This is a genomic window from Streptomyces sp. NPDC047971 (assembly GCF_040653355.1).
GTDB lineage: Bacteria > Actinomycetota > Actinomycetes > Streptomycetales > Streptomycetaceae > Streptomyces.
This window is the reverse complement of the sequence record NZ_JBEZNW010000008.1, coordinates 28,790-41,091: the sequence shown is the minus strand read 5'-3', so window position 1 is coordinate 41,091 and position 12,302 is coordinate 28,790. Positions and strand designations below refer to the sequence as shown.

Here is a 12,302-nt window from a genome sequence, read left to right as displayed (position 1 = left end):
ATCCGTGCCGGGGCGGGCATTCGTACGTCACGAGGCAGCGGCGGCGCGCCACGCGTCCAGCACGCGCTTGGGAATCTGGCCGACGGGCGCGCACTCGACTCCGTTGGCGTCAGCCCAAGCACGCACCGTGCGCGGCTCGTAGTCGCGGACGTACGCGGCGCGCTTCTTCTTCGCCTTCGTCGGCGCCAGCTCGGACTCGCGGGCGGCGAGCTCGGCGAGACGCTGCTCCAGGCGCTCGCGCTCGCTGGTGAGTGCGGTCAGTTCCTGGTCGGCGGCATGGCGCTTGCGGAGGCCGGCGAGGGCTGCCCGGGCGCGGGCGGCCTGGTCCTGCACTTCGGGGTCAGTGTGCTGCTCACCCCAGGCGAGGAGCTTGCCGACGGGCGTCGGCGTCGTGTCCTCGGTGACGGCCTTCAGGCGGACGTCGGCGCCGGCCTTGAGCTGAACGTCGGCGACGGGCGCCGGGTGCGGGGCGGGTGCGGTGGTCATGGTCGTGGGGTTCCTTTCGTCGTGGGCGGCGAGGTGTTCGCGGAGCGCAGCGATGGCTTCGGGGGCGGAGGTGGGGAGTTCGGGGAGTCGGTTGCGCTCGGGGCCGTGGAGGCCGCCGCGGATGCCGTACCGGGTGGCGCCCGGGGATTCGTAGGTGAGGGCGTCGTGGAGGCATTCGGCGCGGACGGGACAGCGGGCGCAGGTGTCGAGGGCGGGGCGGGTCTTGTGGAGTTGGCCGAACCAGAGGTCGGTGTCCTCGCCGGCGCACGCTGCTTGCTCGTGCCAGTCGGTGAGGCGCGGGGCGGGTGTGGTGTGGAGGCGCTCCAGGGATGTCATGAGGCGGTCCGCTCGGTGCAGTGGGTGTGGGTGGTGCGTCCGGGCCTGGGGATCATCGGGGTGTGGCAGAGGGCGCAGCGGACGAAGTCGGCGAGTGGCTGCTCGGGGTGTTCGTCGTCCTGGTTGAAATCGATCTTGTGGACCACGAAGGCCCCACTCGGCTGAGGTTGAACAACAACCTCCGCCGCTTCTTGGGGTAGTTCCTTGGCTACCCCTGGGTTGTTCGGGGGCGTGTCCCCCGAACCAAACGGGGGCGTGTCCCCCGAACCCATACGGGGGTGTGTCCCCCGTTCTTCTTCGTGATCAGAGGCCGGAAGTTCGGGGGCGTGTCCCCCGTTCTCCGTCTCGGCGAGTTCGGGGGTTACGCCCCCGTTCTTCTCGCTGAGCCACGGAGGCGCCTGCCTCGACTTCCGCCGGGTCGACGACAGCGAGGAAGCAGCAGCGTCCCAGTCCGGGTTGGGCGAGAGGATCAGGACATACAGGGAGGCGCGGCCCCGGCGCTGCTCGCCCTGCACGGCCACCACACCGGCGACGATCGCGGCCTGGATGTAGCGGCGGACGTCCTTCTCGTCGGCCTTGCACGCGGTGGCGATGTCCTTGATGCGGATCGCCTTGCCGTCGCGGAACCGGACGCGGCCGGCGGGATCGGCGGCCGAGGCGAGGGCGTACAGGACCGTCACGAACGAGCTGGTGAGTCCCTTGGGCATGGAGGGTGCCCAGCGCCAGAACAGGGCGTTGCGGTAGGCGTGCGGGACGCTTCCGCTGGCCTGTCCTTGTGCCTGCTCGTCAGTGCTCAACTGGGGCTCTCCGTCGGTTTGGTGCGGTGTACGGGGCGGGGGAGTCGGCCCGCCCCGTACGGCTTGCGGGCTGGGCTGGGTCAGCGCACGTACTCGTCGCGGCGCCGCTGCTCACGAGCCCGCTCGTGCGCCCGGTACTCGGCCTCGGAGGGGTACTCGGCGAACGCGTCGCCGATGACCTGCTCCGGGTCGCGCGGACCGGGGCCGACCTCGTCGAGGGTTCCGTCCATGCGGCGGGCCCTCCACATCGCGCGCTTGGCCTCCAGGAGGGTGGCGGCCTCGGCGTCGGAGCGGGCGACCTCGCATCCCGTGACGCGGACCTTGACCTGCGGCTCCTTCTCCTCGCCGTCGGCGTGGCCGGTGTACTGCTTGGAGGTGAGCTCGACGATCGCGACGACGGTCGTCCCGGGCTTCTCGAACAGGCCGCGGCGCTGCTCAACGGTGAGGCTGGCCTCGACGGACGCGGCCGCGCTGTCGAGCTTGACCTCGGGCGCCTGAGTAGGGGAGAGCTTCGGCATTACAGGGTGTCCTTCCGGTAGGCGTCGGCCGCGTCTGCGGCCTGCTGAGCGAGGGCCTGCTCGGCGCAGGTCTTGTGTGCGGGGGAGCGCTTCGAGTCGCGGGTGTAGGAGTCCTGGCCGCAGTACCGGCACGGCTTCGGGATGTGGGACCAGTGCGAGGAGTCCCGCCAGTCCAGGAGCACCGGCGGCGGCTCCTCGGCGGCGGCGCTCACGCGGCGGCCCTGCGGTGCCGGGAGTACAGGTCGTACCGCTGGGAGGAGGACAGGCCGCCGGCCACGCCGTGCCGGTTGTCCTTGCCGCGCCCATGCTCGAAGGTGAGGGCGTCGTTCAGGCAGCTGGTGAGCACCGGGCACTGGTGGCAGATCCGCTTGGCGTTCTGGATGCCAGCGATGTCTCCGGGGGCCGGGAACATGGCCTCGGGGTCGATGCCGAGGCAGGCGGCGAACGTCCGCCAGTTGGGGATGCGGGCGGTGCTGATACCGCGGGTCTCGCTCATCGCGCGCTCCCAAAGATCGACGTGAGCTGGGAGTCGAGGGCTTCGCGCATCGGCCGGTCCTCGACGTGGTCGGGGTGGACGCATCGCGGGGTGCCGCAGCCGGGGAGCACGTTGCCGACAGGGTTGCGGCCGTACTTCTGGCGGAAGCTGTACCGGGCCGCGCTGTGCGAGGCGCCGTCCACGGTGGCGATGCGCAGGTCGTCGCTTGGCCAGAGCAGGTGCCCGTCACTGGTCGGCGTTGCGCGACGCCGGAACGACTCCTCGATCGTCATCGGCGCGGGGCCCGGCTTGTGCACAGGAACGCCGAGGCGCTGCCTGACGGTTCGGACCGTCTTGGCCCCGATCTTCAGGGTCCGGATGATCTCGCTCTGGGAGTGGCCGGCGAGCAGCATGGCGGCGATGTCCTCGGGGGGCACGTCCCGGGCAGCCTGGCCGTGGGCGGCCGCGGCCCGCATGGGCCGGTCCTGCATGTGCGCCGGAGCAACGCAGTGCGGGTGACCGCATCCGGGGAGGGCGTAGCCGACGGGCGGCCGGTTGTGGTGGATCTCGAACGCGGCCCGGTTGGCGGACCAGTGGCGGCCCTGCCAGCGGAACGTGCCGAGGCCGCCGTTGCTGATGTGGCCGGTCCACTCCGCGTGGCCGTCGCCGACTGCCTTGCAGCGGGCGAGGAACAGCGACTCCATGGACTCGGCCGGCGGGTGGCCGGGGCGGGCCTTCGGCAGGCCGAGTACGGCGCGAGCTGCGGACACGCTCTTGTCACAGACGTGCAGGGTCTTGGCGATGGCCCGGTCGGAGTGCCCAGCGCGGAGCATGTCGGCGACGTCGGTACGGATCTTCATCGGGCCACCGCCGGGATCTGCTCGGGCCACGCCACACCCTCCAGGGCGCGGCGGTGGGTGTCGGGCAGGACGGCCAGCGGGTAGCCGAGCCAGTGCAGCCCGATCGCGGCGAGGATCACGGAGTCGGCCTGGTCGTACCGGCCGCGGCCCTCGCACGGCACCCCGTACCGCTCGACGACGGCGTTTCGGACCATGGCCTTCGCGACGGTCTTCCGCTGGCTGGCCGGGTAGTCCTTGGCCGGGTTGGCGACGCCGGTGGCGTAGATGATGCGGTGCTGCGGGTAGCAGATCGCGAGCGGGATCCGGCGGCGCCACAGGTCGTGCTTGACCAGGCCGCGGAGATAGGTCATCTCCTCGACGCCGGGCCGGTAGCCGAGGGACATGGCCGGCCCTTCCATGACGACGAGGCTGGTCTCGTCGGGGATCCGCTCGTGGACGCTGCGGCGGTGGAACTCCAGCCGGTCGTGCCCGGTGAGGTTCTTCGGGATGAGGGCTTCGGCGGTGGTGCCGTTGCTGATGCCGGTGGATGTGAGGGACAGGTCGAGGCCGTACACGGTGGGCCAGTTGGTGCCCGCGGCCGGGCGGGGGGTCAGCCCGGCCGCGGGGGTCTGGGTGATGGTCATGCGCTGGCCGCCTCAGTTGCGGTCCCAGCGCGGGTCATGGCCTGGCGGGAGTACTCCAGGTTCGACGCCTCCATGACGCGGAGCTGCTCGTCGAGCCGCCGGATCGTGGCCTTGGCGCGGGCCAGCTCGGTCGCGTCGCCAACTCGGGCGGGCGCCGGGGGCCGGGCGGTCAGCTGGTCGTGGAGCTTGCCCAGCTCGGCGGCCTGCGCGGAGCACAGGGAGCGGGAGTCGTCGCGCTCGCGGCGGGCCTCGTCGCGCTGCGACAGCGCGTTCACGTACAGGCGGGTGAGTTCTCGGCGGGAGAGACGTCGCATGTCAGGCTCCGTTCTTCTGGCGGGGGATGAGGGGCCACTCGGCGCGGACGGTCGCGGCCTGGTGCTCCTTGCCGGGGGTCCGGGCGAAGTAGGCGGCGAGGCTCTCGGCCTGCTTGCGGGCCCACGTGATCTGCGAGGTGTGCAGGTCTTCGAGCGTCGCCTCGCCGATTCGCTGGTAGGTCTGGCCGAGGCGCCATGCGATGCGGCAGGCGGCGAGTGCGTCGGCGTCCGAGGAGTGCGCGTTGTCGAGGCGGACCTCGTACCGCTCACACAGGGCGGTGAGGGTGCGGGATCCCTTGCGGTAGCGGTCGTAGTGTTTGTCGAGGACCAGGACGTCGACGACCGGGAAGTCGGCGGGCAGCGGCTCCAGTCCGTAGCGGGCGGCCTCGCGGTCGAGCATGGTGAGGTCGAAGCGGGCGTTCATCGCGACGACCGGGATTCCGGCGGTGATGATCTGGCCGAGGGCGGCGAGGACTTCGGCGACGACCTCCGGGGCCGGGCGGCCGTCGGCGCGGGCCTTCTCGGTGCTGATGCCGTGGACGTCGGCCGCCTCGGCAGGGATGTCGATGCCGGGGTCGGCGAGCCAGTCGGCTGAGACGGTGGGCTGCTTGCCGCCGCACTGGACGACGCAGGCGGTGACGATGCGGTCTGCCTCGACGTCGACGCCGGTGGTCTCCAGGTCGAAGCCGCACAGGCGGCCGAGGTGCCAGCTCATCGGCGGGCCCCCGATCCGGGCGCCGCGACCGCCGGCCATGCGGCGGGCTCCGAGCCGTCCTCGACGACCTCGACCGGGTACGCGCCGTCCTCGTCCGGGCCCGCCTCGTCCTCGGCCTGCTGCTCGGCCTTCAGCTCGTCCGCGCGGGCCTTCAACCTCTCGACCAGCTCGTCAGTGAGGTGACCGGCGGCGTGCGCGTCGCGATACACGTCCTGCACGTCGTCGACCGTGAGCGCGGCCTCGGCGTCCGCGAGATAGTCCGGGCGCGGTGCCTCGATCGCAGCGACCGCCCGGGACCCGGTCGGGTCCAGCGCGAGCGCCGTCGGCAGCGGCCCAGCGAGCGCCTGCCGCGGGGTGATGCCCCGCACCTCGACGACCACAACCGGGAAGTGCTTCGTCTGCCCACCGGCAACCCGGGTCCGCGGCTCGATCCGCAGCGTCACCGGGACGAGACCCTGCCCGTTCGTGCCGGACAGCACCATGTCGACGGTGCCCGCCATCTCGTTCGCGGCGTAGAACGAGTGCGTCTCCGCACGCCACACGCCGAGGTCCGGCATGTCGGGCAGCATCACGTTCAGGCGGGTGGTGGCGGAGCAGACGGTGCCCTTCTTCTGCTGGTGCCACTCCTCGCCGAACTGCTGCAGGCAGATGCAGGGCTGGCGGGTGAGCTGCTCGGTCTCGCCGTCACAGCGGCGCATACAGCCGCCCTTGTTCCACATCTCGTTGTGCTGAGACAGCGGGTCGCCCGGGGGGAGGAGCGCGTCGAGCTGCTCGGCGGTGGTGATGACTCGGAACTGCGGGGCTCCCGCGCCCTGCGGCTGCCAGCGCTCAACGGTCCCGCCCCACGCTGCGGCGGCCGCCTCGACGTAGTGCTCGGCGTGGGAGGTGACCACCCACGTCTTGGACTTGACCGGTCGGGGCCGGCCGTTGGGCTTGTCGCTGGGGACGGACCAGCCGGTGCGCAGGCGGCCGAGCTCGCGGGCCTGTCGCTGCATGGTGATGATGCGGCCACCCATGATCAGGCTACCTTTCGGTTCAGGCGCGCGTCGGCCGCCGGGGGCAGGAGCGCGGGGTACGTGGTCGCCGCCGGGTGCAGCCACTTCGTGGTCTCCAGCGCGCCCCGGAACGCACGGTGAGCGCGCCGGTTCGCAGGCATCGGGACCAGGGCGTGGGACCGCTGACGGAGGTTGAGGATCCCGGCCCGCTCGATCCGCGGCACGGCGCCGTCGGTGTCGTCGGGCAGGAGCACGGCCTCGGCGTAGCGGAGCGCGGCCAGCTGCAGCGCGTGCTCCGGGTACACCGACGACGCGGGCCGGGTCGCCGACGTCTTGTAGTCGATGAGCCACAACTCCAGGCGCCGGCGCGGCCCGGTGGGCAGGTAGACCATGCAGTCCCCGGTCCCGGCGTAGCCGAGGCGGCGGTGAACGAACGTGATCTCGGCGGCGACGATGTGCTCGTCGAGGTCCACGCCCCAGCGGTCCCAGAACACGGCCAGCTGCCGGGCGTACGGGTCGACTTCGGCATCGGCCTCGAACGGAGCGCGCAGCGCCATCTTCTCGGCGCGGTGGTGCACCCGGGTGCCGAGGTCGGAGGCGCGGTCACGTGCGTCACGGTGGACGGCCTTGATGTCCTTCAGCAGCTGCTCGCGGTCGGTGAGCGCGCGGCGGGCGACCTCGATGCGGTGGGCGAGGACCCACTCGGCGGTGAGCTTGACGGCCCAGGGGATGAGGGCGGGCTTGGAGACGCCGGTGCCGAGTACGTTGGTGACGGAGACGAGGTCGGGGCCCCCGGCGGGGTCGCTGTAGTAGCGACCCCGCTCGGTGTCCCGCGCGTGGCGGGGCTGGGTCATGCCGCCCTCCTCACCGCGCTGTTCGAGGTGTAGGCGCGGCGGCCGGTCGTCGAGTCGTTCCACACGGTCAGCTCGCCCCGGGCGGCCAGCGCGCGGAGATCCTTCCGCGCGGTGTTCCGGCCGGACGTCGGCCACGGGGACCGGCGGAGCGTCGACTCAGCGCGGAGCGTGGTCCACTGGCCGGCGCTCTGGCGGATCTGAGTGAGGAGCCACTCGCGGCGGCTCTCCTGCTCGTCGGTCACGACGCCCTCCGAACTTGGTTCGGGACCGGCTTCGGCCCGGCGGCCTGGGTCAGGTGCTCGGCCAGTTCCAGTGCCTTCGTGCCGTACAGCGGGACCTTCGACGACGCGGCGGCGGCCAGCTGGGCGACGAGCTCCTCGTACGGAAGCCGGTCGTCCGACACGGCCGGGCCGTCGGCCAGCTCATGCAGCCGGTCCCACGCGGTCGTGTCCTCGGGGTGGAGCAGCGCGTCGAGGACGTCGCCGACGACGAGGCGGGTGAGCGCGGCCATGTCGAGGACGACGGCGGCCGGGGTGGTCTCGACGTAGATGGGGATGGGCCCGGTGACGGGCGTGCGGTCGTCGCTCACAGGGCGCTCCCGGAGGTGGGGTGGGGGAGGGGCAGGTCGCGGGATACCGCGTAGTCGTGGTGCAGCGGGGACTCGTGCGGGTCCTCCTGCTGGCGCTGCTGGGCGGCCAGCTCGGCGGCCATGCGGGCCTGGAACTGGCAGTTGCTGCACGGCTGGCCGTAGGTGTAGCCCGCGCCGCAGGTCCGGCACGCCTGGATCGGCGCGGGCTCCAGCGCCTCCAGCTCGGTGATGCGGTCGCGGTTGGCCCTCAGCTGTTCGGCCGCCTCGGACAGGGCCTCGTTCGTCGTGTGGTGCTCGGACTCCAGCTCGGTCACCCGGGCCCGCAGCGCGGCCAGCTCGGCGGCCGTCTCCGGGGGCTGGAGCAGCTGCGCCGAGCCCAGCGCGAACACGACAGTCGCGACCAGGTCACAGAACGAGTCGTTGCTCTCCAACAGCGCCGCGTTCGCGGTCTTCAGGGCCAACAGCTCCGTCGGCGTGGGCGAGTGCGTCATGCCGCCACCACCAGCGGGGCCAGAGCGGCAGCCAGGCACACGCCCTTCGCGGAGAGCCGAACATCCCGCCACGACACGAACAGAGTTGACGAGAACATCGCCCGCCCATCCGTGCTGGTGTATCGGAACTCGGACGGCTGGCCGCCGAGGGCGACGGCGTACCGGTCGACCATGGCGCGCATGTCGGCGTGCTCGTTGACGGCTACTCCGCTGAGGTGTCCCGAGCCGCTGATCGTCCAGTCGATGAGGGGGAGTTCGGGGTTCTCCGTCAGGAGTTCGGCGACTGCTGTGGCGGCACTGCGCTGGGAGTTAGGGTTGGTGCTCACGGTGTCCTCATTTCTCTGGGGTGAGGTGCCGAGGGGCTGCTTTCGGACCGTGCAGGGTCCGGGGTGGCCCCGTTTTGCTGTGGTCACGCGGCGCGCGGCGCCGGGACCTTCCTGTCCGAACGGGTGCGGGGACGAGCTGAGGCGAAGACCGCCCGGATCTGCTCGCGCCGCTCCGCGGTCAGCGGCGGTGCCGCCGCGACTGACTTCTCGATGGCCTCCATGGCGGCCGGTCCGAAGCGCTGCTCGGCGGCGGCCATGCTGAAGGCGTTCATCGGGCGGCCATCGGCAGCCGGGACCGGCCGGTGTGCCGGGTGGAGCGTCCGTGCGGGGCGAAGAGGATCAGGAAGTCGACGCCGATGACCTCGCAGATCGCGAGTGCCGAGGGCTCCAGGACTGATTCCTGTTCTCCGGTCAGAAGGTTGCCGATCGTTCCGTGAGGAACGCCGGCGCGGGCTGCCAACTCTCGGATGGTGACAGCCGCTCCGGTTCCGGTGCGCTCCATGAGGCGCGCCATTAGGGTCCGGTCGAGCAGCTTGTAGAGAGGGATTTGCGTGTGGTCAGGGGATGCCATGTCCACCTCGTGCGGCGTTTCATTGCACTGCTTGGATGGATGAAGCATTGCATAGCTTGGACGGTGCGTCCAGCGTCTTGGATGGTGGTGTGCAGAACTCGTCAAAAGCCCCGTGCGCCCTAGCGCGCGCCGGCCTACTGCGTGGACACTCTGTCCAGCGACTTGGATGGCAGACCGGTCGCTACCAGGGGGAAGCGGCTAAACGCCTCACTGGTCCCATGGACACCCCACAGCCCATGACATGACACGGAGTGGCAGGATGAGCCTCATGGCTACCGAAGATCGCCCGCGCGCGGAGGCCCCGCGCCCCGCGCTCAGAGAGCTACTGAAGCGACGGCGCGCCGAGTTGGGGCTCAGCTATGTGAAGCTGGCTCAGCGCTGCGTCGATCCTGAGACGGGCGACCGGGTCGTCAAGGACTCATGGCTCCACCGTCTGGAGACGGGTGAGACCGTCATCGCCCCCGACTTCCGAATGCTCGTCGGCCTCGCCGCCGGCCTCGAAGTCGCCCTGGAAGTCGTCCAGGCTGCAGCGGGTGAGCAGTTCTTCGGCATCTCCACGGTGAAGGGCGAGTCGGGCCAGGCTCGCGCGCTGCTGGCTCGGGCTGACCGGATGACGCCGGAACAGGTCGACGCGCTGGCCCGATTCCTCGACGTGATCGCTCCGCAGGAGTAATCGAATGGCATATGCCAGGGCCAGGAATGCACGCTGCGTGATAGTCGCGTGCGCGGTGTAGTCAAAAGCTGTCCGGCCTGGCAGCATGAGTGATCCGCCTGGGGGGCGCGCTCATCCGGTAGCCTGCATATGCTGTTCGATTCGAACTGACGAGCGAGCGGAGCAGGCCGCGCCAAGGGGGTTCATGTGACCGACGAAGGAACAGCCGCACAGCAGCACGCCGAGCGCCCCGCTGTGCGTATCGAGTTCGTCCCCGCCGAGCTGCTACCAGAGGGCCACCGCGTCGTTGGCCTCACTGCTCCTGGCTCCTTCGTCTGGGGCGTCCGCGAGGGCGAGATGAGCGACGAGCTGCGCACCGAGATGAACCAGTGCCTGGAACACGTCATCGGCTCCGGCCTTTGGCAGCAGCACTGGGCCGACGATGAGACACCGCCGACTCACCCTCACTGACCTCTCAGCCCCCTGGTGGCGTCCGGCATACCGCCGGGCACTAAATGGGTTCTAGCCTCACATTCGGACTGCCGACGACGATGACGCTCTTCGCGCTGCTCTCCGTCCTCGTCACCTCGGGCTCGCAGGCGGTGTACGGGGCTCCCGTCTGGGACCCGGTCGCGCTCGCCGCCAGGACGGACAACGTCTTCGGGCTGCTCTTCGCCCTGGTGACCGTGCTCGTCGCCACGATCTCGGTGAACATCGCGGCGAACGTCGTGTCGCCGGCGTACGACCTCGCCAACCTCGCGCCCAAGGTGGTGAACTTCCGTACAGGCGCGCTGATCACCGGCGTCGTGGGTGTGGTGATCATGCCGTGGAAGCTGACCGAGACGCCCGAGCTCTACATCTTCACCTGGCTCGGCCTGGTCGGCGGACTGCTCGGTACGGTGGCGGGCATCCTCATCGCCGACTACTGGATCGTCCGCCGGACCGTCCTGGACCTGGCCGGCCTGTACCGGCCGGACGGGCCCTACTGGTACGCGGGCGGCTGGAACCCCGCCGCGGTGCTCGCCTTCGTCGTGGGCGGTGTCCTGGCGATCGGCGGCTCCCACTCCGCGCCCGGCAAGGGCCCCTTCCCCGAGGACGGACTCGTCCCCTTCCTGAAACCGCTCGCCGACTACGGCTGGGCGGTGGGTCTCGCCGCCGCGCTGCTGCTCTACACGGCCCTCATGGCGGGGCGCCGGAAGAGTGGTGACAGGGAAGTTACGCTCCAGTAGGGTTCCGGCAGCCGACGAGACGAAGGGGCTGCCGTGACCACGGTCGACTACACCGGACTGGCCGAACAGGCAGGGCGGTTGGGGGACGGAACGGTGACCTCGACCGCCCTCGTCCAGGCCACGCTCGACCGGATCGAGGCCACGCAGCCCACGCTCAACGCCTTCCGGTGCACCCGACCGGAGGCCGCGCTCGCCGAGGCGGCGGAGGCCGACCGCAGGCTCGCCGCGGGGGAGAGGCTGCCGCTGCTCGGCGTACCGATCGCCGTCAAGGACGACACCGACGTCGCCGGACTCCCCACCCGCTTCGGCTGCGCCGGGGACATCCCCGACGCCGCCGAGGACGGCGAGGCCGTACGCCGGCTGCGGGCCGCCGGAGCGGTGATCGTCGGCAAGACCAACGCCTGCGAACTGGGCCAGTGGCCGTTCACCGAAGGCCCCGCCTTCGGCGCCACCCGCAATCCGTGGAACACCGGCCACACCCCCGGCGGATCGTCGGGGGGATCCGCGGCGGCCGTCGCCGCCGGAATCGTGCCCGCCGCGCTCGGCTCCGACGGCGCCGGCTCCATCCGGATACCGGCCGCCTGGACCCATCTCGTCGGCATCAAGCCACAGCGGGGCCGCGTCTCCGTCCATCCGTACGACGACTGCTTCCAGGGCCTGACCGTCAACGGTCCGCTCGCCAGGACCGTCCGCGACGCCGCGCTGCTCCTCGACGCGGTCGCCGGGCCGCACCCGGGAGACAGATTCCGGCCGACCGCCGTCGACGCCTCGGGCGCCGCCCGCCGCGACCCCGGGCGGCTGCGCGTCGCGCTCGCCTGGCGGGCCCCCTTCACCGCCACGTACAACCCCCTCGACGCGAGCGTGCGCCGGTCCGTCGCCGACCTCGCCGAAGCGCTCGCCGGCCTCGGTCACACCGTGGAGGAGGCGCGCCCGCGCTACGGACGCATCGGGTTGAGCTTCCTGCCGCGCGCGACCGCCGGGATCGCCGAGTACGCCGACCGGCACCCCGAGCCCGCGCTGCTCGACCCCCGTACCCGCAGCGCCACCCGCACGGGTCGCCTCCTCGGCGGCCGCCTCCTGCGGGCCGCCCGGGCCCGCGAGATCCACCACCACCGCAGGATCGGTGCCCTCTTCGACACCTACGACGTCCTGCTCACCCCCACGACGGCCGTGCCGCCGCCCCGGATCGGCACCTTCGACGCGATGCCCGCCTGGCGCACCGACCTGACCATGGCGTCCGCCTGCCCCTACGCCTGGCCGTGGAACGTCCTCGGCTGGCCCGGCGTGAACGTCCCCGCGGGGTTCACCCCGGACGGCCTCCCGGTCGGCGCTCAGCTCCTCGGCCCGGCGGGCAGCGAACCGCTGCTGATCTCGCTCGCGGCCCAACTGGAGGACGACCGCGAGTGGTTCGCCCACCGCCCGCCGGAGCCGGTGCGGCAGGGCGGGCCGACCTCAGCCGAGTGAGAGCCGG

General features: G+C 71.6%; 20 protein-coding genes and 1 pseudogene. 4 read left to right on the top strand and 17 right to left on the bottom strand.

From position 1 onward, the window contains the following. Positions 1-27: 27 nt before the first annotated feature. The 17 genes from AB0D99_RS10495 to AB0D99_RS10415 all read right to left on the bottom strand — a co-directional run bounded on the left by AB0D99_RS10495 (position 28) and on the right by AB0D99_RS10415 (position 8,839). On the bottom strand, positions 28-822 hold the full coding sequence (locus tag AB0D99_RS10495; RefSeq protein WP_362358715.1) for a WhiB family transcriptional regulator: 795 nt from the start codon (positions 820-822) through the stop codon (positions 28-30). Continuing rightward, positions 819-1,619: a hypothetical protein gene (locus AB0D99_RS10490; RefSeq protein WP_362358713.1), complete on the bottom strand. Its 801-nt coding sequence runs from the start codon at positions 1,617-1,619 to the stop codon at positions 819-821. The genes AB0D99_RS10495 and AB0D99_RS10490 overlap by 4 nt, the downstream gene beginning before the upstream one ends. An 80-nt stretch (positions 1,620-1,699) precedes the next feature. After that, positions 1,700-2,137 carry a hypothetical protein gene (locus AB0D99_RS10485; RefSeq protein WP_362358711.1) on the bottom strand — a complete coding sequence of 146 codons (438 nt, stop codon included), beginning with the start codon at positions 2,135-2,137 and terminating at the stop codon, positions 1,700-1,702. Continuing rightward, complete coding sequence (locus AB0D99_RS10480; protein ID WP_362358709.1) at positions 2,137-2,349, bottom strand: hypothetical protein; 213 nt, start codon at positions 2,347-2,349, stop codon at positions 2,137-2,139. Before AB0D99_RS10480 ends, AB0D99_RS10485 begins: the two co-directional genes overlap by 1 nt. Next, positions 2,346-2,633 carry a WhiB family transcriptional regulator gene (locus AB0D99_RS10475; protein ID WP_362358707.1) on the bottom strand — a complete coding sequence of 96 codons (288 nt, stop codon included), beginning with the start codon at positions 2,631-2,633 and terminating at the stop codon, positions 2,346-2,348. The genes AB0D99_RS10480 and AB0D99_RS10475 overlap by 4 nt, the downstream gene beginning before the upstream one ends. Then, the gene (locus tag AB0D99_RS10470) at positions 2,630-3,472 is read right to left on the bottom strand and encodes a hypothetical protein (protein WP_362358705.1); all 843 of its coding nucleotides are present in this window, start codon (positions 3,470-3,472) and stop codon (positions 2,630-2,632) included. The genes AB0D99_RS10475 and AB0D99_RS10470 overlap by 4 nt, the downstream gene beginning before the upstream one ends. After that, positions 3,469-4,095, bottom strand: a complete 627-nt coding sequence (locus AB0D99_RS10465; protein WP_362358703.1) for a hypothetical protein — start codon at positions 4,093-4,095, stop codon at positions 3,469-3,471. Before AB0D99_RS10465 ends, AB0D99_RS10470 begins: the two co-directional genes overlap by 4 nt. Next, positions 4,092-4,409, bottom strand: coding sequence for a hypothetical protein (locus AB0D99_RS10460; protein WP_362358701.1), 318 nt, complete (start codon positions 4,407-4,409; stop codon positions 4,092-4,094). The genes AB0D99_RS10465 and AB0D99_RS10460 overlap by 4 nt, the downstream gene beginning before the upstream one ends. A 1-nt stretch (position 4,410) precedes the next feature. Further along, positions 4,411-5,124 carry a 3'-5' exonuclease gene (locus AB0D99_RS10455; protein ID WP_362358699.1) on the bottom strand — a complete coding sequence of 238 codons (714 nt, stop codon included), beginning with the start codon at positions 5,122-5,124 and terminating at the stop codon, positions 4,411-4,413. Next, a complete protein-coding gene (locus AB0D99_RS10450) occupies positions 5,121-6,140 on the bottom strand; it encodes a hypothetical protein (protein ID WP_362358697.1) in 1,020 nt (339 codons plus the stop codon). Before AB0D99_RS10450 ends, AB0D99_RS10455 begins: the two co-directional genes overlap by 4 nt. A 2-nt stretch (positions 6,141-6,142) precedes the next feature. Then, positions 6,143-6,973, bottom strand: coding sequence for a hypothetical protein (locus AB0D99_RS10445; RefSeq protein WP_362358695.1), 831 nt, complete (start codon positions 6,971-6,973; stop codon positions 6,143-6,145). Further along, on the bottom strand, positions 6,970-7,215 hold the full coding sequence (locus AB0D99_RS10440; RefSeq protein WP_362358693.1) for a hypothetical protein: 246 nt from the start codon (positions 7,213-7,215) through the stop codon (positions 6,970-6,972). Before AB0D99_RS10440 ends, AB0D99_RS10445 begins: the two co-directional genes overlap by 4 nt. Further along, entirely contained in the window at positions 7,212-7,562 is a 351-nt protein-coding gene (locus AB0D99_RS10435; protein WP_362358691.1) for a hypothetical protein, read from the bottom strand. The genes AB0D99_RS10440 and AB0D99_RS10435 overlap by 4 nt, the downstream gene beginning before the upstream one ends. Continuing rightward, a complete protein-coding gene (locus AB0D99_RS10430; RefSeq protein ID WP_362358689.1) occupies positions 7,559-8,053 on the bottom strand; it encodes a hypothetical protein in 495 nt (164 codons plus the stop codon). Before AB0D99_RS10430 ends, AB0D99_RS10435 begins: the two co-directional genes overlap by 4 nt. Next, the gene (locus AB0D99_RS10425) at positions 8,050-8,379 is read right to left on the bottom strand and encodes a hypothetical protein (protein WP_362358687.1); all 330 of its coding nucleotides are present in this window, start codon (positions 8,377-8,379) and stop codon (positions 8,050-8,052) included. Before AB0D99_RS10425 ends, AB0D99_RS10430 begins: the two co-directional genes overlap by 4 nt. Positions 8,380-8,462: 83 nt before the next feature. Further along, on the bottom strand, positions 8,463-8,651 hold the full coding sequence (locus tag AB0D99_RS10420) for a hypothetical protein (protein ID WP_362358685.1): 189 nt from the start codon (positions 8,649-8,651) through the stop codon (positions 8,463-8,465). Then, positions 8,648-8,839 (bottom strand): hypothetical protein, encoded by a 192-nt coding sequence (locus AB0D99_RS10415; protein WP_362358683.1) that lies wholly within the window; start codon positions 8,837-8,839, stop codon positions 8,648-8,650. Before AB0D99_RS10415 ends, AB0D99_RS10420 begins: the two co-directional genes overlap by 4 nt. A 379-nt stretch (positions 8,840-9,218) precedes the next feature. Between AB0D99_RS10415 and AB0D99_RS10410 the strand changes: the two genes are divergently transcribed. From AB0D99_RS10410 to AB0D99_RS10395, 4 genes and pseudogenes are all read left to right on the top strand, one after another. Then, positions 9,219-9,623 (top strand): helix-turn-helix transcriptional regulator, encoded by a 405-nt coding sequence (locus tag AB0D99_RS10410; protein ID WP_362358681.1) that lies wholly within the window; start codon positions 9,219-9,221, stop codon positions 9,621-9,623. 186 nt (positions 9,624-9,809) lie between these two features. Further along, positions 9,810-10,073 carry a hypothetical protein gene (locus AB0D99_RS10405; RefSeq protein ID WP_362358679.1) on the top strand — a complete coding sequence of 88 codons (264 nt, stop codon included), beginning with the start codon at positions 9,810-9,812 and terminating at the stop codon, positions 10,071-10,073. Between the two features lie 47 nt (positions 10,074-10,120). Then, positions 10,121-10,831, top strand: a pseudogene (locus AB0D99_RS10400) (cytosine permease); the annotation flags it as partial. A gap of 33 nt (positions 10,832-10,864) precedes the next feature. Then, positions 10,865-12,295, top strand: coding sequence for an amidase (locus tag AB0D99_RS10395; protein ID WP_362358677.1), 1,431 nt, complete (start codon positions 10,865-10,867; stop codon positions 12,293-12,295). Positions 12,296-12,302 lie beyond the last annotated feature (7 nt).